The 21,020-nt window shown below is 63.0% G+C and carries 19 protein-coding genes and 1 pseudogene; 4 read left to right on the forward strand and 16 right to left on the reverse strand.

Translation table 11 applies throughout. The features are described from left to right. Positions 1-345: 345 nt before the first annotated feature. Positions 346-2,688 (reverse strand): hypothetical protein, encoded by a 2,343-nt coding sequence (locus AACW18_RS03445; RefSeq protein ID WP_218387845.1) that lies wholly within the window; start codon positions 2,686-2,688, stop codon positions 346-348. Positions 2,689-3,337: 649 nt separating this feature from the next. On the opposite strand from AACW18_RS03445, the gene AACW18_RS03450 reads away from it, so the two are divergent. The 4 genes from AACW18_RS03450 (at position 3,338) to nqrE (ending at position 7,927) form a co-directional block, all read left to right on the forward strand. Beyond that, the gene (locus AACW18_RS03450) at positions 3,338-4,681 is read left to right on the forward strand and encodes a sigma-54 dependent transcriptional regulator (RefSeq protein ID WP_242377173.1); all 1,344 of its coding nucleotides are present in this window, start codon (positions 3,338-3,340) and stop codon (positions 4,679-4,681) included. Positions 4,682-4,791: 110 nt separating this feature from the next. After that, on the forward strand, positions 4,792-6,522 hold the full coding sequence (gene recJ / locus AACW18_RS03455; protein ID WP_218387846.1) for a single-stranded-DNA-specific exonuclease RecJ: 1,731 nt from the start codon (positions 4,792-4,794) through the stop codon (positions 6,520-6,522). Between the two features lie 243 nt (positions 6,523-6,765). Beyond that, on the forward strand, positions 6,766-7,176 hold the full coding sequence (locus tag AACW18_RS03460; protein WP_242377170.1) for a hypothetical protein: 411 nt from the start codon (positions 6,766-6,768) through the stop codon (positions 7,174-7,176). Between the two features lie 151 nt (positions 7,177-7,327). Further along, positions 7,328-7,927: an NADH:ubiquinone reductase (Na(+)-transporting) subunit E gene (nqrE, locus tag AACW18_RS03465; RefSeq protein WP_042652767.1), complete on the forward strand. Its 600-nt coding sequence runs from the start codon at positions 7,328-7,330 to the stop codon at positions 7,925-7,927. 33 nt (positions 7,928-7,960) lie between these two features. On the opposite strand, the gene AACW18_RS03470 is transcribed toward nqrE, so the two are convergent. From AACW18_RS03470 to AACW18_RS03540, 15 genes and pseudogenes are all read right to left on the reverse strand, one after another. Beyond that, positions 7,961-8,473 (reverse strand): GNAT family N-acetyltransferase, encoded by a 513-nt coding sequence (locus AACW18_RS03470; RefSeq protein WP_218387847.1) that lies wholly within the window; start codon positions 8,471-8,473, stop codon positions 7,961-7,963. Between the two features lie 179 nt (positions 8,474-8,652). Next, entirely contained in the window at positions 8,653-9,618 is a 966-nt protein-coding gene (gene lipA / locus AACW18_RS03475; RefSeq protein WP_218387848.1) for a lipoyl synthase, read from the reverse strand. Positions 9,619-9,703: 85 nt separating this feature from the next. Further along, positions 9,704-10,381, reverse strand: a complete 678-nt coding sequence (gene lipB, locus AACW18_RS03480) for a lipoyl(octanoyl) transferase LipB (RefSeq protein WP_218387849.1) — start codon at positions 10,379-10,381, stop codon at positions 9,704-9,706. Positions 10,382-10,474: 93 nt separating this feature from the next. Then, positions 10,475-10,738 (reverse strand): DUF493 family protein YbeD, encoded by a 264-nt coding sequence (gene ybeD / locus AACW18_RS03485; protein WP_042652763.1) that lies wholly within the window; start codon positions 10,736-10,738, stop codon positions 10,475-10,477. Positions 10,739-11,017: 279 nt separating this feature from the next. Continuing rightward, positions 11,018-12,265, reverse strand: a complete 1,248-nt coding sequence (locus AACW18_RS03490; RefSeq protein WP_042652762.1) for a serine hydrolase — start codon at positions 12,263-12,265, stop codon at positions 11,018-11,020. Positions 12,266-12,442: 177 nt separating this feature from the next. Then, positions 12,443-13,378, reverse strand: coding sequence for a septal ring lytic transglycosylase RlpA family protein (locus tag AACW18_RS03495; RefSeq protein ID WP_218387850.1), 936 nt, complete (start codon positions 13,376-13,378; stop codon positions 12,443-12,445). Continuing rightward, a complete protein-coding gene (gene mltB, locus AACW18_RS03500; RefSeq protein ID WP_371317012.1) occupies positions 13,320-14,315 on the reverse strand; it encodes a lytic murein transglycosylase B in 996 nt (331 codons plus the stop codon). Before mltB ends, AACW18_RS03495 begins: the two co-directional genes overlap by 59 nt. Further along, positions 14,315-14,422 (reverse strand): annotated as a pseudogene (locus tag AACW18_RS03505) (FtsW/RodA/SpoVE family cell cycle protein); the annotation flags it as partial. The pseudogene AACW18_RS03505 and the gene mltB, both read right to left, overlap by 1 nt. A 26-nt stretch (positions 14,423-14,448) precedes the next feature. Continuing rightward, positions 14,449-15,552 (reverse strand): rod shape-determining protein RodA, encoded by a 1,104-nt coding sequence (gene rodA / locus AACW18_RS03510; RefSeq protein WP_042652759.1) that lies wholly within the window; start codon positions 15,550-15,552, stop codon positions 14,449-14,451. A 70-nt stretch (positions 15,553-15,622) separates the two neighbouring features. Then, positions 15,623-17,548, reverse strand: a complete 1,926-nt coding sequence (gene mrdA, locus AACW18_RS03515; protein ID WP_218290570.1) for a penicillin-binding protein 2 — start codon at positions 17,546-17,548, stop codon at positions 15,623-15,625. Positions 17,549-17,650: 102 nt separating this feature from the next. Beyond that, the gene (gene rlmH, locus AACW18_RS03520; RefSeq protein WP_042652757.1) at positions 17,651-18,118 is read right to left on the reverse strand and encodes a 23S rRNA (pseudouridine(1915)-N(3))-methyltransferase RlmH; all 468 of its coding nucleotides are present in this window, start codon (positions 18,116-18,118) and stop codon (positions 17,651-17,653) included. A gap of 39 nt (positions 18,119-18,157) precedes the next feature. Continuing rightward, positions 18,158-18,496 (reverse strand): ribosome silencing factor, encoded by a 339-nt coding sequence (rsfS, locus tag AACW18_RS03525; RefSeq protein ID WP_042652756.1) that lies wholly within the window; start codon positions 18,494-18,496, stop codon positions 18,158-18,160. Between the two features lie 251 nt (positions 18,497-18,747). After that, entirely contained in the window at positions 18,748-19,395 is a 648-nt protein-coding gene (gene nadD / locus AACW18_RS03530) for a nicotinate-nucleotide adenylyltransferase (RefSeq protein ID WP_042652755.1), read from the reverse strand. Between the two features lie 76 nt (positions 19,396-19,471). After that, a complete protein-coding gene (gene holA, locus AACW18_RS03535) occupies positions 19,472-20,506 on the reverse strand; it encodes a DNA polymerase III subunit delta (RefSeq protein WP_218387851.1) in 1,035 nt (344 codons plus the stop codon). A gap of 13 nt (positions 20,507-20,519) precedes the next feature. Then, entirely contained in the window at positions 20,520-21,002 is a 483-nt protein-coding gene (locus AACW18_RS03540; protein ID WP_218387852.1) for an LPS-assembly lipoprotein LptE, read from the reverse strand. Between the last annotated feature and the right edge of the window lie 18 nt (positions 21,003-21,020).

Raw genomic sequence — 21,020 nt, forward strand, 5'->3', positions numbered from 1 at the left:
TGTCTCAGGGATGGAACAGAGGATGACGCCAGTTGGCGAGGTTCGTTGCCGCAGAGGCGGTGAAACTATGTAATTGGTTGATTTTGTTTTGTTTGTATTCATTTCATGAGATCGTCAGCCGTTCGTCCTGTTGTTCCATAAGCGCTAATAGGCTACTCGCTCGGCTAACATTCTTGGCCAGCATGGTTGATCTCACAGTAGCAGGGCGTCTTCAGCGCTCGTGCACCACTGGCGTCCAGCGGGCATAGTGCGGCGAGCATCCCCACGCAGCCGACCCAATAAAAGGGCGACGGCTCAGCCATCGCCCTCGAACCGACCGGTACTCTGGTCGCCATTATCAACTCATTACTCCACTGTCTGGATGGTGACCTCCACTTCGGCCTTGACCTCGTTGTCTTCGTCATCCTTCAGGGTGACCACCAGCGGATCCGGGTTGGTCGCCTGCAGGTTGATGTTGCCAAGATCGGCCAGACCAGGCTCGAGCTCCAGGATGAAGGCGCAGTCATAGTGCGCGCCGGGCAGGATGGTGCCGCCTGCGGTGCAGAGCGAGAAGGGTCCGAAGCCATCGGCGTCGGCCTCATGGGTGCTCACCCCGGGCTCATCGTAGAGGGTGAAGCTGCCCGAGACCCCGTTCCCATCCGCCACATTGACCCCCTTGAAGGTCAAGGCGGTGATGGTCAGGGTGTCTACCCCATTGTTGCTGATGCGGACAAAGCCGGCGGCCTTGAGGGCGAACAGCCTGGTGATGTCGGGTTCCTCATCGGTGAACGCCACAGTGGCATCGTCGCTGTCAGTCACTGTTACATCGTCCTCATCCTTGCCTGCGATGGTGGCCGTGTTGGTGTGACTGTCGCCAGCATTCCCCTGCAGTTCTTTGGAGATGGTACAGCTGGCGTTGTGTCCCGGACTGAGTACGAAGCCGACGAGAGTGGTGGGCGTGATCCCTACCCCGTCCTTCTTATTCACCATGCACAGGTTGGTCAGACTGCCGAATATGTCGTCCTCCAGGGTACTGAAGGTGACATTGTCCACGCCGCCGGCATCGACGGAGAAGGTGAAGGTATAGGCCACGGTGCGAGTCTCGGCGGAATCGCCGGTTTCGAGGACGCTGACGGGCAAGGCATCTTTTAGCAGCGTGATGGTCGACGCCACGTCATTGATGTTGACGGTGGCGCTGTCAGCCGCCGTCGCCTCGTCCCCTTCGTCGTCCAGGGCCTTGGCGGTCGCCTCGTTGGTATGCACATCGCCTTGGTTGCCACCCACAAACTGGGTGAAGCTGCACTCGAATGGAGAGGCCTTGGCCAATACCACGCCGCCGCTGCCCAGGTCGCAGGTGCCTTGTCCATCCAGATCGCCGAATTTGTCGTCCATCAGGCTGGTCAGGGTGAGCGGGTCGTCATGATCACCCGAGGTGTTGGTGACCTTGACGGTGTAGGTCACGTTGGCTCCCGGTTCCAGCACCTCGTCGGTGGAGGCCGTTTTCTCCACCGCTATGGTCGGTGGGAGGTTGGTGATCTCGACCGTCTTCGCCGGGCTGCAGTTGTTACCCGCCGCCTGGAAGCCAGCGGGGCAGGTACTGCCGCTGCCGACCGTGCCGCCATTCTTGTCCTTGAACAGGGCCACTATGTTGTCGACGTACTTCTCGGGGCTCTGATCGTCGGGCAGATTGCGATCCTTGATATGCAGGGTGAACTGGCAACTGTAAGTGGCGCTGGGCAACACCTCCTTGGTCGTCGAGCCCGCGGCGGGTTTCGCGCAGGTGGTGCTGAGCAGGTAGATGCCGTCCGCAGCCCCGACGCTTTCGATGGATCCCCAGAGGTCCACGCTCTTGTCGTAGGTGCCATCCCCGCCAATGTCTATCTCATCCTTCAGGCTGGCGATATACAGGGAGGCGGCACTCGAGTTGGTAAAGCTCAGGTTGTAGGTGAACACGCCACCCGGCTCGGGCAGGCTGGCGGGGGTGACCGTCTTGGTGATCGCAGCCGGCTCAGGCCTGATGAACACGTTGATGGCGAAACTGTCGCAGTTACACTTGGATTTGGTGCCGGGCACAGCGCCGGGAGGGTTGGTGTCCGCACTGCAACTCAAGGTCTTCGATTGGTCCCAGGCCGCACAGTAGGTGAACAGAGCCCTGTTGGGATCGGTAGGGCTGGGCTGACAGAGCATGGTGACAGGTTGATTCATGAGGGTGTAAGAATCGGTACCGTTGGCCTTGGTGATATCGCCACAGGTATCCAGGAAATCGGTGGCTTTTACTTTCGGCTCCAGATTCACATAGGCCACCTGGCCATTTTCCCCGGCGTCGCTCGCCTTGGGCAGCAACAGGCTGCAGTTTGGTGCGCCGCCTTGAAGCTCCATCGGGCTCTTGGTTGTTCTCGGCAGGTAGAAGGTGGTGTCATACCGCACGCTGGCGTTGGTTTTGACGGTCACGTTGGCGTTGAAGGTGAACACCTGGCCGTTGACGCACTCCTGGTTCGGATTGACCGGAACCACCTGCGAGACCTCAATGTCTTTGGCCGTACAGTTGAGGCTTCCGCCGAAGGCGTCAGCCATGCATTTTTCCTGCTCCAGACCCGGGAAGATACCGGCCCAGGCGGGGGTGAGACTGGAGAGTCCCCCCAGCGAGGCCACCCCGAGCAAGGGGATCGCCAGCGATCTGAGCAGGCGATTGTGCGTACTTGGTTTCATAGCATTTTCCTCTTCCTATCCTTTGGTTTTTTGTTCCATTCCATTCGGCCGCGACTGCCTGAACCGAGGGGCCTGACTATGAGCAGAGGGGCGGTCCTATGCCCTGTGCGCGAAATCGTGGATAGGGGGCCACTTTGGTGAGGCTGGCATAGATCGACAGCCCAACCCCGAGAGGGGGAAATAACGTATCCATGTTGCATTCCTTTTGCTTCTTGCTTGTTGTTGTCTGTGTCGTCCGGCTCTGTTGGGCTGCCGGCTCGGCGCAGCATCGGTGCAGGCTTTGTTCCAAGAATTCAATTGATTGAAAAATAAGGAAAAAGCAGAGGAAGGGGATGAGCGGAGGCGGGAGGGTTGTTAGCGGAATGGAGCGGATTTTCATGCCGGCCCGGCGCCGGGGCAGACTGAGCACAAAAGGGGGGCTTTTGACGCTGTCTCAGGGATGGAACAGAGTGGGTCATGTCCCTTGCCTTGGTGGCTGGTTAATTCACTGACGGTTCAAGGTATATATTTGATTTTATTTTGTTTATTTTATTTTTTAAGCAAAGGGACTCGCTTTCTCCCCCTGTCTCATCGAGTGGCGTAAGTACGCCATCTATCCAATACTTTGCACATTGTTCAGCCGCCGTGTGGCGAGGTGTATTAGATGGAGATGCGTACGCTACTGTGTGTCAACACGAGTGGGGTGTGGTGCCCTTCGTCACAGGCATCCTCGCTCGGCTGGCGCTTCTGCTCGGCCTCGTCGCCGCAGGAAGCCTTCGGTCACTATGCACAACATGCGCCCAGGGTGGGCCTGGTGCTGCTGAATGAAGGCGCCACCGAGGCGCTGGAGGCGCTCTTTCGCCAGACCTGCGGCACCATGGTCTGGGTGGCGCTTGCCCCCCCTCATCTGCTCGCCCAGCCCAGGATGCAGGAGCTGCTCCTGAACTACTGCTTCGACTATCACAGCCTGCCGGTGGGGGATGAGCGCCTGCTGGCCGTGCTGGGACACGCGTTCGGCATCGCCTGCCTGAGGGGCAGCGTTCACCACCCTTGCCGTCATGGCAAGGAGACGGGGGGGCTGATCGGTGCCAGCCCGGTCATGCAGCAGATCATGAGTCGGGTGGAGCGGCTGGCCAAGGTCGACTCGTCGGTGATCCTGCAAGGGGAGAGCGGCACGGGCAAGGAGCTGGTGGCCCGCCAGATCCACCGCCACTCCCTGCGGGCGGATGGCCCCTTCGTCGCCATCAACTGCGGCGCCATTCCGCCCTCCCTGATCCAGTCAGAACTCTTTGGTCATGAGAAGGGGGCCTTCACCGGCGCCTGTCGGCGCCACATCGGCTGCGTGGAGATGGCGCACCATGGCATCCTGTTTCTCGATGAGATAGGGGATCTCCCCCTGCCGATGCAGGTCAACCTGCTGCGGTTTCTGCAAGAGCGCACCATAGTGCGAGTCGGTGGGGCTGGGCCCATCGAGGTGGACATCAGGGTGATAGCCGCGACCAACAGGGTGCTGGATCAGGAGATGGAGCAGGGGCATTTTCGGAGCGACCTCTTCTACCGGCTCTGCGTGCTGGATCTGACGCTGCCCCCCCTGCGTGAGCGGGGGGAGGACATCATGCTGCTTGCCCAGTATTTTCTGACCAAGATGGGCGGCATCTTGAATCCCCGGGTACAGGGATTCACCGCCGGCGCCATGCGCCAGATGTTGCAATATCACTGGCCTGGCAATGTGCGGGAGCTCAAGAACCGACTGGAGCGGGCGCTGGTCCTGTGCGAAGGGCAGCGCATCGATCATCAGGATCTGGGGCTGGCCCTGCCGCAGGCAGAGGGAGGCATACGCCCCCTGAACCTGGTCAGGGCCGAGGCGGAGTGCGAGGCCGTGCGCCGGGCCCTGGTGCTCTGTGGCAACAATGTGACCGAGGCCGCCCGTCATCTCGGGATCTCCCGGCTTACCCTCTACCGGGTGCTGGAGCGCTCCACTCCCCCTCTGCCGTCCGAGCCCCAGCTCTCCTGAGCAGGGGCGAGAGCCTCCTCGCCGTCCCTGCCGCTATGACCCGCTCGTCTCGGGCGTGTATGATACCGCCTTGCCATCGGCTCACCGTATTAGAAGACAGGATCGAATTCATGCCCCTGCAAATCCGTCGTCGTCCCCGAGTGGATGACGCTCACCTGCCCGATACCCTGCATCCTCTGCTGCGCCAGATCTTCGCCAGTCGCGGGGTCGAGGACCCCGCATTGCTGGAGCGCAGCGCCAGCCAGTTGTTGCCGCCCCAGCGCCTGTTTGGTATGGAGCAGGCGGTGCCGCTGCTGGCCGAGGCCCTGATTGCCCAGAAGCGCATCCTCATCGTCGGCGACTTCGACTGTGACGGCGCCACCAGCTCGGCCCTGTGCGTGCTGGCGCTGCGGGCCATGGGGGGGAAGAGCATCGACTTTCTGGTGCCCAACCGCTTCGAATTCGGCTACGGCCTCACCCCGGAGATCGTCGAGCTGGCGGTGGTCCGGGGCGCCGAGTTCCTGATCACCGTGGATAACGGCATCTCCAGCATCGCCGGGGTGGCCGCCGCCAAGGCCGCCGGCATGCAGGTGCTGGTCACCGATCATCACCTGCCGGGTCATGAGTTGCCCGCTGCCGATGCGATAGTGAACCCTAACCAGCGTGGCTGCGACTTCCCCTCCAAGTCCCTGGCCGGGGTGGGGGTCGCCTTCTACCTGATGGCGGCGCTCAACACCCATCTGCGGCAGGCCGGCTGGTATGAGAGTCAGGGCATTCGCGCCCCCAATGTGGCGGATTACCTGGATCTGGTGGCGCTCGGCACCGTTGCCGACGTGGTGGCGCTCGATGGCAACAACCGCATCCTGGTCCATCAGGGGCTGCAGCGGATCCGGGCCGGCCGCTGCCGCCCCGGCATCCAGGCGCTGGTGGATGTGTCGGGCCGCGACGGTCGCCGCCTGTGCGCCGCCGATCTCGGCTTCGCGCTGGGCCCCAGGCTCAATGCGGTCGGCCGGCTGGATGACATGTCCCTCGGGGTCGCCTGCCTGCTGTGCGATGACATCAATCTGGCGCGCCAGCTGGCGGCGGAGATGGACAGCCTCAATCAGGAGCGCAAGGAGATAGAGCAGGGCATGCAGCAGGAGGCGCTCGCCACTCTGGAGCAGATCCGTTTTCGCGATGGCGAGGTGCCAAGCGGCATAGTGCTGCACAGAGACGAGTGGCATCAGGGGGTGGTGGGGCTGGTGGCCTCCAAGATCAAGGAGAAGTACTACAGACCGGTGATCGCCTTCGCCGAAAGCAGCGACACCGAGCTCAAGGGCTCGGGTCGCTCCATCCCCGGCGTGCACCTGCGCGATGCGCTGGAGCTGCTCGATACTCGCCATCCCGGCCTGATGGGCAAGTTCGGCGGCCACGCCATGGCGGCGGGGCTGACCCTGCCCAAGGCGAACATAGAGGCGTTCGGCCGGGCATTTGAAGCCGTCATCGCCGAGCTGGTGACGCCGGAGCTGCTGACCGGGGTGCTGCTCACCGACGGCGAGCTGCTGCCCGATGAGCTGAGCCTGGAGCTGGCGGAGCTGATCCGCGCCTCCGGCCCCTGGGGGCAGGCCTTCCCCGAGCCGCTGTTCGACGGCGAGTTCGTGCTGGTGCAACAGCGGCTGGTGGGGGAGAAGCATCTCAAGATGATGCTGACCACGGACTCGGGCCGCGCGGTGGATGCCATTGCCTTCGGGGTCGATCTCAAGCGCTGGCCCGATGCCTCGGTGAAGCGGGTGCGGCTGGTCTATCGGCTCGATGTCAACGAGTGGCGCGGCAACCGCAGCGTCCAGCTGCTGGTGGAGCATCTGGAAGCCGCCGGCGCCTAAGCCTCGTCTCTTCGTGTGCCACGCGAGCCAACGGCCACCCCAGGGTGGCCGTTGGCGCTCTGTATGCTCATGTCTTGATGCCAGATTAACCGATAAAAAGGGTGTTAAGCATCAAGCCAAGCTAACCAATGGCAACGAAAGCCCAATAATGGCATGAGTTATGATATATTCGACTCATCTCGTTATTTGCCTTTTCAAGGTGCTGATCTCTTGCCACCCCTCGGCCGATTACCGACAGGGCTGATGGCCCTCGCCGTCGCCTGCCTGCTGTGGCTTGCCGCGTTCGCGGCAGGCGGGGTCGGTGCATCCGGTCAACCGGCAGCGAGCGGGCCGACGGCCTCGATGCAGCTGCACCAGCCATCCGACTCCGGCCTCATCGACAGCGTCAGCCTGCTGCCGGGCGGCCAGTGGCGGCTCGGTGTCGAGCAGGGGCGACGGCTGGAGAGTGGCGCCGCCCCCGAGCGTTACCAGATGCTGCTGGCCTGGTTCCAGCACGACATCCTCGGCCTGCTCTGCGGCCTGCTGTTCTTCCTCCCCCTCATCTACCTCAGGCGGCGGCCCGACTACTTCGGCCATCTGCACCAGCGGCTGCTGCTCTGCCATCACCTGCAATTTCGCTTCTGCCACGGCGACTCGCGCCCGGTTTGTCGTTAAGCGCGCGTTCGACCCCACATAGCTCTGACCTGAGTCATCGCAAGATGTCGGCACATGGCCGCTGTGCGTCGGCGCGCGTTGTGATCCCGTCCCCACCGGCATGATGGCCGCCCGGGACGGGCCTTGCCTGCGCAACCTGTGAGCCTGCCCGATGGAATACTATGTAACCCTGTTCATTCATTCGATTTTTGTCGAAAACCTGGCCCTGGCCTTCTTTCTCGGCATGTGTACCTTCCTGGCCGTGTCCAAGAACATCAACACCGCCTTCGGCCTCGGCATGACGGTGCTGGTGGTGATGGTGATCGCCATTCCCCTCAACAACCTGATCTACCGCCATATCCTGCGCCCGGAGAGCACCTTCCTCGGGGAGTTTGATCTCGGCTTTCTCGATTTCATCGTCTATATCGGGGTGCTGGCGGCGCTGGTGCAGGTGATGGAGATGGTGCTCGACAAGCACTTCCCGGCGCTCTATCACGCCCTGGGGATCTACCTGCCGCTCTTGACGGTGCACTGCGCCATCTTCGGCGGTGTGATGTTCATGGCCCAGCGGGATTACGATTTTATCGAATCCGTAGTGTATGGGGCGGGCTCCGGGCTGGGCTGGCTGCTGGCCATCGTCGCCATCGCCGGCCTGCGCCAGAAGATGAAGTATTCGGATGTGCCCGAGGGGCTGCGGGGGATAGGCATCACCTTCATCGTGGCCGGCCTGATGTCGCTCGGCTTCATGTCCTTCTCCGGCATCTCGCTCTGAGCCATGACCCGCTGATGGCCACTTTGCAGGCCGTCAGCCCAGATGCCTGACCATGTTGTAGCCGGTGATGGTGAAGCCCAGCTCCTGATAGAGCGCCAGCGCCCGCGGGTTGTCATGGGCCACCCTCAGCTTGATCCGGTGGATGCCCAGCGCCTGCAAGCTGGCCTCCAGCGCCGCCATGGCGGCCTTGCCATAGCCCAGGCCACGGCGGGTTGGCGCCATGTAAAAGTCGCAGATAAAGGTTTCGCCCTGAGCGGTGTCGATGGCGTGCCAGAGGTAGCCGAGTGGCTGGGTATCTATGTCGAGCGTGCCGTCATCGGCCCCCGGCCCGTCTGCGGGCACTATGCAGAGCAGGTGATGATTTGGCGTGGCAACCCCCTGGGGCAGGGACTGGTGCAGGCTCTGCTCGGCCTTGTGGCGGGCGGTGGGCAGATCATGGCCATGATTGCTGGCGAGATCTTGCGCGTAATCCTCGATGAAGTAGGCGCAATAGACGGGGTAGTGGTGCTCGCTCATGGGGAGCAAACGGACGAGGGGGGTCGGCATCCTGCTGATCACTCAAAGAGAAAATGAGCGGTCACGTTAACCCGCTAAGAGGGAGCAGGGCAAACATTCTGGCCTCTGGAGGCGTCATGGCGGATAAAATAGCACCAATAAAAAGAGCGCCCTTGGGCGCTCTTTTTTGATGAAGGAGGGAGGCAGTCTGGCCTCTCTTCCTTGCGAGGTTATTTGACCTCTTCGCCCTTGGCTTGCAGATCCGCATGGTAGGAGGAGCGCACGAAGGGGCCGCAGGCGGCGTGGGAGAAGCCCAGCGCCATGGCGACCTCTTTGAGCTCGTCGAACTCTGCGGGCGGCACGTAGCGCTTCACCGGCAGGTGGTGGCGGCTCGGCTGCAGATACTGGCCCAGGGTCAGCATGTTGACGCCGTGCTCGCGCAGATCGGTGAGCACCTGCACGATTTCCTCGTTGGTCTCGCCCAGACCCATCATGACGCCGGACTTGGTCGGCACATGGGGGTGCATCTCCTTGATGCGGCGCAGCAGCTCCAGCGACCACTTGTAGTCGGCGCCGGGGCGGGCGACACGATACATGCGCGGGGCGGTTTCCAGGTTGTGGTTGAACACGTCCGGCGGGGTCTCGCGGAACACCTCCAGCGCCTGCTCCATCCGGCCACGGAAGTCCGGGGTCAGGATCTCGATGCGGGTCTGCGGGCTGTGCTCGCGGATCTGCTTGATGCAGTCGGCGAAGTGCTGGGCACCGCCGTCACGCAGATCGTCGCGGTCCACCGAGGTGATGACCACGTATTTCAGCCCCATCTCCTTGATGGTGAGCGCCAGCTTGTGCGGCTCGTCGGGATCCAGCGCCAGCGGGCGGCCGTGGGCCACGTCGCAGAAGGGGCAACGACGAGTACAGATGGCACCCATGATCATGAAGGTGGCGGTACCGTGGTTGAAGCACTCCGCCAGGTTGGGGCAGGAGGCTTCCTCACAGACCGAGTGCAGCTTGTTCTTGCGCAGCGTGCTCTTGATGTGCTCGATCTTCTGGCTCGACGGCGGCAGCTTGATCCGCATCCAGTCCGGTTTGCGCAGCACTTCCTCGTTGGGATCCGGCATGAATTTCACCGGGATCAGGGCCATCTTGTCGCCATCGCGTAGCTTGACGCCCGGCTCCATACGAACGGGTTTGCTCATGATTCACTCTCGGTGTTTGTTATTGTCAGGTTGATAGCCGCAAGGGTCATTTTCATACCCTCGTAGCCGCATGCCACGGGCTCGCTCATGGGGCCTCTTCGACATGGCTGATGCTCTGATAACCAATCAGGCTGGCCAGCTCGGCCACCAGAATGGCTTGCGCCTCGGCCACGCTCTGCGGGCCACCCAGGGCGCTGGTCTGGGTCATGGCCATGCCCGCATAGCCGCACGGATTGATGCGCAGGAAGGGGGTCATGTCCATGTTGATGTTCAGTGCCAGCCCGTGAAACGAGCAACCCTTGCGGATGCGCAGGCCCAGCGAGGCCAGTTTGGCCTCCATGCCCAGCTCGTTCTTCACGTAGACGCCGGGGGCATCGGCCTTGGCATAGGCTTCGATGTCGCTCCTTGCCAGGGTCTTGATGATGGCGGTCTCCAGGCAGGTGACCAGCTCCCGTACCGAGAGCTTGCTGCGGCGCACATCCACCAGCACATAGAGCACCAGCTGGCCGGGGCCGTGATAGGTCACCTGACCGCCGCGATCGCTCTGCACCACCGGGATGTCGCCGGGGGCGAGCAGGTGCTCGGCCTTGCCTGCCTGACCCTGGGTGTAGACGGGATCGTGCTCCACCACCCAGAACTCATCCGGGGTATCGCTAGTGCGACCGTCGGTGAAGGCCTTCATGGCATCCCATACCGGCTGGTAGGGGCGGCGGCCCAGCTGTCTGACTAGCAGCTGTGGCTGAGCGGGGATCTGGGGTGACATCTTTTCCTCACAGGCTGGCGCTTGAGTCGGCACCATGGGTCAGCTCTCGGGGGTGACGCAAAATCAATCGCCCCTGGCGGGGCGAGAGAGAAATTACAGTACGTATTTCACCAGCTCGATCTTGCCAAGGGCGTGGTACATGGCTTCGATGTGCTCTTTGCTCTGGGCGGTGACCGTCACTCGAACCGAGTGATACTTGCCCTTGGAGCTGGGTTGGACAACGGGACTGTAAGTACCGGGGGCGTGCTGCTGCAGTACTTCCACCACCTGGTCCGGCAGGGTCGGGTCGGCAATGCCGAGCACCTTGAACGGGAACTTGCAGGGGAACTCCAGCAGTTCATCAAACTTGGTATTCATTTACTCACCTTTTGGCGTCGTCGTGAAACGACTTCATCTTTAATCTTGTGTGGCCTGGTGGCCGATGGCCCATCGGGGCCGCCAGTACGAGTCAATATGGGCACGGCCCACGCCGGGATCAAGGCCCGGGCTGGTCGACAAGACATGGAGATGCTGCTTTTTACCACAAATCGACAGTCGGCGGAACCTGCAGTTTGCAGGGGTATTCGCTGGTTGAACCAGCCAATAACAGAGCGGCGCCATAAGCGCCGCTATCATGTCACTATTTTTCGCTGTGGCTTACTTGAACCAGCTGGAGACCAGCATCACCAGGTAATCCCACAGGCGGCTCATCAGCCCGCCTTCCTGCACTTCTTCCAGGGCGACCAGCGGGACCTGCTTGATCTCCTTGTCGCCTTGCTTCAGGTAGACGGTACCGACCCGTTGGCCCTTGGCCAGCGGTGCCTTCAGCTCGCTCTCGAGCTGGAAGTCCGCTTTCAGGTTGTTGCCCTGACCGCGGGTGACCAGCACGGACACGTCCTTGTCGACGCCGAGTTTCACTTCAGACTTGTCGCCCATCCAGATCTTCTGGGTGACCAGCTCGGTGCCGGCCTTGTAGGGGGTCAGGCTCTGGAAGAAACGGAAGCCGTAGGTCAGCAGCTTCTTGCTCTCGGCGGCGCGGGAGCCTTCGCTGCTGGCGCCCAGCACCACGGCGATCAGGCGCATGCCTTCGTTGTTGGTGGCGGAGGAGACCAGGTTGTAGCCGACCTGGCTGACGTGGCCGGTCTTGATGCCATCCACTTGCAGGGATTGATCCCACAGCAGGCGGTTGCGGTTGTGCTGGGTGATGCCGTTGAACACGAACGACTTCTGGGAGTAGATCTTGTACTCCTCCGGCAGATCGCGGATCAGGGCCTGACCCAGGCGCGCCATGTCGTGGGCGGTGCTGTAGTGGCCTTCCGCATCCAGACCGTGCGGGTTCTTGAACTGGCTGTCGTTCATGCCGAGCTTGGCGGACCAGGAGTTCATCAGGCTGGCGAAGGAGTCGGTGCTGCCGGCCAGAAATTCGGCCATGGCGACGCAGGCGTCGTTGCCGGACTGGATGATGATGCCCTTGTTCAGGTCATCGACCGAGACCTGCTTGCCCACCTCGATGAACATCTTGGAGGAGTCGGAGTAGTTCTTGGACCAGGCGTTCTGGCTGATGGTCACCATGTCGGTGCGCTTGATGTTCCCCTTCAGCAGCTCCTGGCCGATGATGTAGGAGGTCATCATCTTGGTCAGACTGGCGGGCGGCAGACGCTCTTCGGCGTTCTGCTCGGCCAGCACCTGACCCGAGTAGTAGTCGATCAGAATATGGGCCTTGGCGGAGATCTCAGGCGCGGCGGGAACGACCATGGGGGCGGCGTTTGGCGTCGGCAGGCCGGCCTGGGGGACGTCTCTGGTCGGTACTGGCTGGTTGGCGTCCGGCGTCGGCACCGGCTGGTTGGCCTGAGCGGTGGCGCTTAACAGGGAGGCCAGAATAACGGAACGGGCAAATTTGGACATCTTGGAATTCCTGGAGCCTGGATGGGTTGTACCCAAGTTAAAAAAAGCGGGTTTCACTATACCAGATGCGCTCGCCGGTCATAGCCCGGCATGCGATCTTGAACGGGTTTTTATCCATTTCCCGCGCCGTCACGCCGGGATACGACGTGAGGGCGCGGGCCATGGTGGCGCCGATGATCAGGGGACGATGAAGGCCTGCTCCAGCCCCCCCTGCCGGATCTGCTCCAGCAAGGTGCTCTGCTGATCGGCCGCGACCGGCCCCAGCAGGACGCGGAAGAGGGCGTCGTGCGCCACCACCTGGTAGGGCACGCCATAGCGCTGGGTCATCACCTTGCCCAGAGCCTCGGCCCTGGGTTGGGAGCCACTGGCCAGCACCTGGATCATCTTGCCCTGGCCGCTGGCGGCCTTGGGGGCGGAGAGGGTGCTGGTCGCCGTGGCGGCGGGCTTGGCGGGGGCGTCGGCCTGAGCGGCGGCCGAGGGAGCCGCAGGCTGGGGATCTCCGAGGAAGGCGCCCTGCTCGGCGGGCGCCGCCGGTTGCAGGGGCTGCATCGGTGTCATGGGCACCATCTCGACCATCTGATCCGGCCTGTCGTTGATGAGATCCAACCGGACTCGCGCCTCACCCCCTTCTATCATCCCCAGCTGCTGGGCGGCGGCATGGGAGAGATCGATGAGGCGATCGCTGTCGAACGGGCCGCGATCGTTGACCCGGACTATGGTCTCCAGCCCGTTGTCCAGGTTGGTGACCCGCACATAGCTCGGCAGCGGCAGGTTGCGGTGGGCGGCGCTGAACAGCTTGCTGTCCAGCACGTCGCCATTGGCGGTCTTGTTGCCATCGAGCTCCAGCGCCAGCCAGCTGGCGGTGCCTTCTTCTTGATAGTGTTTGATGTCGCGCCACACCTCGTACTTCTGCTTGCCGATCCAGTAGTCCCGGTTGCCGCTTGCGCTCATGGGTTCGGGGCGCGGGATGGCGCCGGTCGCCTGCGGGATCTCGATCACCGGCGGTTTTTCCTGCGAGGCGGGTTCCTGGGGCAGGGGCTGCTCCGGCTGGCTGCTACAGGCGGCCAGCAACAAGCTCAGGCTGAGCGGGAGAAGTTTGTGGCTGTAATGCATACGCTTCCTGGATTGCTTGACTGAGTTGATGCACCGCCATCGCATACAGAGGGCTGCGGTTATAGCGGGTGATCACATAAAAATTGTGGCGCGCGACCCAGTATTCCGGTCCATCGGCCTGTTCCAATGCCAGCAGTTTGACCGGCGTGTCCGGTGCCAGCGGGGTGGCGAGCTCGATGCCCGCCGCGGCCAGCTCGGCCCACTGTTGCCTGAGCTCGGGCTCGGGCCGAAGCAGGGTACCTACTGGAGCCAGTCCGATCAAGGCGGGTTCGACGGCCGACTCCCCCCAGCGCCAGCGATGCTGGGCAAAATAGTTGGCCACGCTGCCGATGGCATCCACCGGGTTGGCAAACAGATCCCGCTTGCCATCCCCGTCAAAGTCCACCGCGTAGTGGCGGTAGCTGGACGGCATGAACTGGCCCATGCCCATGGCGCCGGCATAGGAGCCCTTGAGGCGGGTGAGCGGCCACTTCTCCTCTTTGGCCAGCAGCACCAGCTGGGCAAACTCCTTGGCGAAGAACTCCTCGCGCGCGGGGTAGTGAAAGCCCAGGGTGTAGAGGCTGTCGAGCACCGAGTGGCGGCCCATCTGGCGGCCATAGAAGGTCTCGATGCCGATGATGGCGACGATCAGGGCGGCGGGCACTCGATAGGTCTGCTCGGCCCGGGCCAGCACCTCGGCGTGACGCTGCCAGAAGCCGACCCCGTTGCGGATCCTGTCCTCGGTCACGAACAGCGGGCGGTAGCGGTGCCAGGGCTTGGCCTCCCAGGGCCGGCCTATGGTATCGAGGATCTCCTGGCGCAACTGCGCCTGGGCGGCGGCGGCCTGCAACTCGGCCAGCGGCACGGCTTGCTGCTCTGCCAGCCGCTCCAGTCGCTCGGACTCCGGGGCTGCACTCGTCGTCAGCGCCCAGCAGCAGAGCATCCAGCCCCATCTCATCAGGCGAGCAGCCTTCTATGGGTCTGAATGGACATCAAGATGCCGAAGCCGGCCATCAGGGTCACCATGGAGGTGCCGCCGTAGCTCACCAGCGGCAGGGGGCCTCCACGACAGGCAGAATATATCCACCTCATCAGGCCAGTAGCCTTCTATGGGTCTGAATGGACATCAAGATGCCGAAGCCGGCCATCAGGGTCACCATGGAGGTGCCGCCGTAGCTCACCAGCGGCAGGGGCACCCCCACCACCGGCAATATGCCGCTCACCATGCCCATGTTGACGAACACATAGACGAAGAAGGTGAGGGTCAGGGCGCCGCCGAGCAGGCGCTCGAAGCTGTTCTGGGCCTGCATGGAGATGAACAGGCAGCGGCTGATGATGTACAGGTAGATCACCAGCAGCAGGGCCACGCCCACCAGGCCGAACTCCTCGCTGAACACCGCGAAGATGAAGTCGGTATGGCGCTCCGGCAGAAACTCCAGCTGGGACTGGGTGCCCTGCAGCCAGCCTTTGCCGAACACGCCGCCGGAGCCGATCGCTATCTTGGACTGGATGATGTGGTAGCCACGGCCGAGGGGATCCTTCTCCGGATCCAGCAGCATCAGCACCCGCTGGCGCTGATAGTCGTGCATCAGGAAGAACCAGAGCACCGGCATGAAGGCGGCGATGAGCAGCACCGCCAGGCCGATCAGCCACCAGCTGATCCCCGCCAGGAAGATGACGAAGAAGCCGGAGGCCGCCACCAGGATGGAGGTGCCGAGATCGGGCTGGGCCGCGATCAGCAGGGTCGGCAGCAGCACCATCACCAGGGCGATCAGCACATGGCTGAACTTGGGGGGCAGGGAGTGTCGGCTGAGCCAGGCGGCCACCATGATGGGCATGGAGAGCTTCATCACCTCGGAGGGCTGGAACTTCATGAAGCCGAGATCCAGCCAGCGCTGGGCCCCCTTGCCGATGTGGCCGAACACGTCCACCGCGATGAGCAGCAGCACCACCACCACGAACAGCGGCACCGACCAGCGCGCATAGAGGGAGGGCGGCAGCTGGGCCAGGCCGATCATCAGGCCGAAGGCGAGGCCGCCGCGCACCAGCTGGCGCACTATGGAGTCGAGATCCTGGCCCGAGGCGGAGTAGAGCACCACCATGGAGAGGGTCATCAGCGCCAGCAGGCCGAGCAGCAACGGCAGGTCGATGTGCAGTCGGTACCAGAGGCTCTGTTGGCGAGCGGAGTTACTCATGATGGGAGAAGCCCTCGTGCTGCATGGATGGCCTGGGGTGGCAAGATGCTCTGCTGGTGTGCGGAGTTACTCATTGGGGAACGGCCTCGCTCTGATCCGGGCTAAGGGTGGGCGGCTTGCTGGGGGCGGGCGGCAGCTGGGGCTCCGGCGGCAGCAGGTAGGCATCCAGCATGTGACGGGCGACAGGCGCGCCCATGGAGCTACCACCACCGGCGTTCTCCAGCACCAGGGCGACCACCGCCTTGGGCGCCTCGAATGGCGCGAATGCGACGAACAGCGCGTTGTCGCGGTGCTCCACCTTGGTGGTGGCCGCGTTGTAGACCTGGTTCTCTTTCAGGCCCACCACCTGGGCGGTACCGGACTTGCCCGCCGCCTTGTAGGGGGTGTTGGCGAAGGCGCGACGGCCGGTGCCCTCATGGCCGTTGATGACGCGCCACATGCCGTCCTTGGCCACCTGCCAGTAGGTGTCGCTCTTGGCGGCGATGGCCACGTTCGGGTTGATGGGGGCGTTGACCACCCCGTCCGCCGAGGCGGTGCTCTTGAGCAGGTGCGGCGTCACGTCGTGACCGTTCTGGGTCAGTATGCTGATCGCCTTGGCCAGCTGGATCGGGGTGGAGCTCCAGTAGCCCTGGCCGATGCCGATGGAGATGGTGTCCCCCTGATACCAGGGCTGACGCCAGCGTGCCATCTTCCAGTCACGGGACGGCATGACGCCCTTGGTCTCCTCGTACAGATCGACGCCGCTGTACTGACCGAAGCCGAACTTGGTCATGTAGGCGTGGATCTTGTCGATGCCGACCCGGTAGGCGAGATCGTAGAAATAGGTATCCGCCGACACCTCGATGGCGCGGTAGACATCGAGCCAGCCATGGCCCCAACGGCGCCAGTCGCGGAACTTCTTGGTGGTGCCCGGGATGGAGAAGCTGGGGCCGCCGAAGTAACGGTAGTTGGGAGTGATGGCCCCCTCGTTCAGCCCCATCACCGCCATCATGGGTTTGACGGTGGAGGCGGGGGCATAGATGCCCTGAGTGGTGCGGTTCACTAGCGGGCGGGCAGGATCGTTGAGCAGCGCCGAATAGTTGGTGTTGGAGATGCCGGTCACGAACAGGTTGGGGTCGTAGCTCGGGCTCGACTCCATGGCCAGGATGGCGCCGGTGTTGGGATCCATCATGACGATGGCGCCCCGGCGACCGGCCAGCAGCTCCTGCGCCTTCAGTTGCAGGCGGATGTCGATGTTGAGGTAGATGTCCTTGCCGGGCTCGGGGGGCTGGAACTTGAGGGTGCGCACCACCCGGCCGCGGTTGTTGACCTCGACCTCCTGATAGCCCGCCACGCCGTGCAGCTGATCCTCGTAGAACTTCTCCACCCCCTGCTTGCCGATGTCTTTGGTGGCGGCATAGTTGGCGAGTTTTTCCTCTTTATCGAGGCGCTCCACGTCGCGGGTGTTGATCTTGGCCACATAGCCGAGCGCATGGGTCAGGGTATCGCCAAACGGGTAGTAACGCTTGAGATAGGCCTCGATGCTGGCGCCCGGGTAGTTGTGCTGGTTGACCGAGAAGAGCGCGACCTGGTACTCGGTCAGCTTCTCGAACAGGGGGACCGGCTTGAAGCGGCGCTGGCGCTTGACCTCCGCCAGGAACTTCTCCTTGGTCCCCTCCGGCAGTGCCAGCAGGGTGATCAGCTCGTCGGCGGTCTTCTCCAGATCGCCGGTCTCTTCGGGTACGATTTCCAGGCTGTAGACAGGGCGGTTCTCCGCCAGCAGCACGCCGTTGGCGTCATAGATGAGGCCCCGTGGCGGCGCCACCGGTACCACCCGGATGCGGTTGTCGTTGGAACGGGTCTGATAGGTGTCGTAAGACTCTACTTGCAGGTAGTAGAGGTTCCCCAGCAGCACCAGCATGAGGATGACCATGCCGATGTAGGCGACCAGGGTGCGCCGGAAGAACAGCCGTCCCTCGGCACTGTGATCGCGCATCTCGATGCGATTCTTCAGCATGCCGTTACCTTATGGCCGATGAAGGGCAGCGACTGAAACCCGATGGGGCCGCTCCCTGTGACATGAATGAACATGGGGGGTGATGGACCAGAGACTCATGGCTCACTCCCTGTGATACGGATGATTGGTGGTGATGCTCCAGGCGCGATAGAGGCTCTCGGCCACCAGCACCCGCACCAGCGGATGGGGCAGGGTCAGCGGTGACAGCGACCAGCTCTGCTCGGCGGCGGCCTTGCACTCGGGGGAGAGACCCTCGGGCCCCCCCACCAGCAGTGCCACGTCGCGACCATCCAGCTTCCAGGCTTCCAGCGAAGCGGCGAGCTGCTCGGTGGTCCAGGGTTTGCCCGGGATGTCCAGGGTCACGAGGCGGGAGCGGCCGGCGGCGGCCAGCATGGCTTCCCCCTCCTTCTGCAGGATGCGGGGAATGTCGGCATTCTTGCCGCGTTTGCCTGCGCCTATCTCGACCAACTCGAACGGCATGTCTTTCGGGAAACGGCGACGGTACTCTTCGAAGCCACGCTCTACCCAGGCGGGCATCTTGGTGCCCACCGCAATCAACTGGATCTTCATCTTTTATTACACTTGCACCCTTTGTTACGCCTGCACACTCTATTGCGTTGGCACTTGGGCGCCGCCCCAGAGTTTTTCCAGTTGGTAGAAGTCGCGGTATTCGTCCTGCATCACGTGCACTATGACGACCCCCAGGTCCACCAGCGCCCACTCACCGGTGAGCTGGCCTTCCACGCTGAGCAGCGCGATCCCGGCGTGGCGGGCCTCGCTGGCCAGATGGTGGGCGATAGAGCTGACATGGCGACTGGAGTTGCCGGAGCAGATGATCATGGTGTCCGTGATGCTGGATTTGCCGCGTACATCCAGGGTGATGATGTCGCGGCCTTTCATGTCATCGATCTTGTCGACGATAAAGGCGAGTAATTCTTGGCCTTGCAATGTCTTCTCCTATCTTCCGGCGCGCTTGTACAGCATGAGGGCGGCGGATTATATCATGGTCATTCCCGTTTCCCAGCTTGGTAAAGGGCAAGGGAGCCGGGGTCACCGCCGACGGGCGGGGCCCTTGTTGATCACTATAGTGCGCAACCGGGCCAGACAATAGTCAAGCCGATGCTGGCTGCGCCTCAGGGTGTCGGCTCTGCCGAGCACGGGATTGTGGTCGGGGGCGATGCCTTGGCCCTGTCCGGCATTCAGGGTGCGGGCTGGTAGAGCCCTTGCTGCCGGATGTAGCTGGCCACCGATGCCGGCAACAGGTATCTGGGATCCTGACCCGCGGCCAGCAGGGCCCGCAGCCGGGTGGCCGACAGTTCTATGGGCAGGTTGTCCGCCAGCCAGATGTGGCCGTGGCGGTGGCGGTGCAGATCCGACACCTGCCTGCTCTGGTGGCGGGCCAGCAGGCTGGCCACCTCGGCCGGGTAGTCCGGTTGCCAGCCCGGGCGCATGCTCACCACCAGGTGGGCATAGTCGAGCAGCTCCCGCCAGCGGTGCCAGCCCGGCAGGCCGAGCAAGGAGTCCATCCCCATCAGGAAGCAGAGCGGGGTGTCCGGCAGCTCCCGTCGCAGTTCGATCAGCGTCTCTATGGTGTAGGAGGGGCTGTTTCGCCTGAGCTCCCGCTCATCCACCACGAAGCCCGGGGTCTCCGCCGCCGCCAGCCTGACCATGGCGAGGCGTTGCTCGCCGGTGCAGAACGGACTGGCTCTGTGGGGCGGGATATGGTTCGGCACCAGGCGCACCTCGGCCAGCCCGAGCGCGCCCTGGGCCTCGATGGCGGGTCTCAGATGGCCGATGTGGATGGGATCGAAGGTGCCACCCAGGATGCCAATAGGCGCCTTCAGCATGTTTCTGTCCCTGTTAGCTCAAGGAGCGCGATATGGATGGGATCGAAGGTCCCTCCCGATATGCCGATGGGTGCCTTCAGCATGCTGAAGGCTCCAGCAGGGGCAGCGGCGCGCCATCGCGAAAACCGAGCGCCAGGGTCTGCAGCATCAGCCAGGCCCGCTCGGTATCGAAGCGGCGCTGGGCGTCGTCCAGCTGGGCCATCAGCTGCCACAGCTGCTGCAGCTTGGTGAAGGGCAGCCGGGTCAGGGCCTGCTGGATCAGCTGCTGGCGACTCTGCCAGATGCGCAACCGGGAGAAGTGCTCCACCAGCGGCTGACCGGCGCGGGCGGCCAGCGCCAGCTCGGTGAGCTGCTCCAGCTCGCGGCACAGGGCCCAGGCCAGCATGCCGGGCTCGGTGCCTTCGGCCCGCAGCGCCAGCAGGATGCGCTGGGCCCGGTTCACCTTGCCCTCCAGCAGGGTATCGATGAGCTGGAACGGCGTGAAATGGGCGTGACGTATGATGGTCTCTTGCAGATAGGCGACGCTGATGGGTTGGGGCGGCGCCAGCAGGGTCAGCTTCTCTATCTCCTGGCTCGCGGCCAGCAGGTTGCCCTCATAGGCGTGGCACATGAAGTTGATGGCGTCCGGCAGAGCCTTGAGGCCGAAACGCTGAAAACGAGCGCTCATCCAGCGTGGGAAGAAGCGGGGCTCGGGGTGGTTGACCGGCACATAGGTGCCGTTCTGGCTCAGCTTGTCGAACCAGGCTGCTTTCATCTGGGTCTGGTTGAGGCGATTGCCGCTCAGTACCAGCAGCAGGTCGGGATGCAGCTGCTTGCCGATCTCGGTGATACGGGCGGCGAGATCCTTGTCGACCTTGGCGGGCAGTTCCAGCTCTATGATCTGGCGGGCCGAGAACAGGCTCATGGCCTGGCAGGCATCGTAGACCTGGTTCCAGTCCAGCCCGGCTTCGACCACGAAGCTGTGGCGTTCATCGAAACCCTGCTTGCCGGCCACCTGCCGGATGGCGTCGATGGCCTCCAGCTTGAGCAGCGGCTCGTCACCAAAAACGAGATAGCAGGGCTTGAGCCCTGCTTTGAGATGGTCCGCAAACTGCTCGGGGTAGACTCTCATCAAGATACTCGCATCAGAACTTGACCTGGCTGAGCTGACGGATCACCAGGTTCGCGGCCTGCTCCTGCATCTCCTTGCCGAGCTGCTCCTGCTCGCGAGACGAGGCGAGCGCCGCATCCGGCTTGTTCAGGAAGCTGCGGTTGAAGGTGATGGGGAAGACCTGGGTCGGCTTGCCCGGCACAGTGATGCTGAACTGGGTGCTGTAACCCAGCAGGTACTCACGCTCCTGACCGATGGAGTCGACGGAGGCAACCTGACTGCTGCTACTGACACCGGCCAGGGTCAGCACCGGGATGCCTTCCTTGTCCGCGAGGGTCACCCCTGAGGCCTTGAGGCGGGTGGTCACCAGCCGGTAGAAATCGCTCTTGTTGTCACCGACCACCTTCATGGTCATCAGCTCGGGGGGGATAGCGGTGCCCCGCATCTGAAAACCGCAGGCCTGCAGCAGCAGGCCCGTCAGCGCGATGGCAATCCAGCGAGTAAGGGACATGCCCATGTGAATTCCTCTTTGAAT

This window comes from Aeromonas sp. sia0103 (assembly GCF_963895295.1).
GTDB classification, from domain to species: domain Bacteria; phylum Pseudomonadota; class Gammaproteobacteria; order Enterobacterales; family Aeromonadaceae; genus Aeromonas; species Aeromonas encheleia.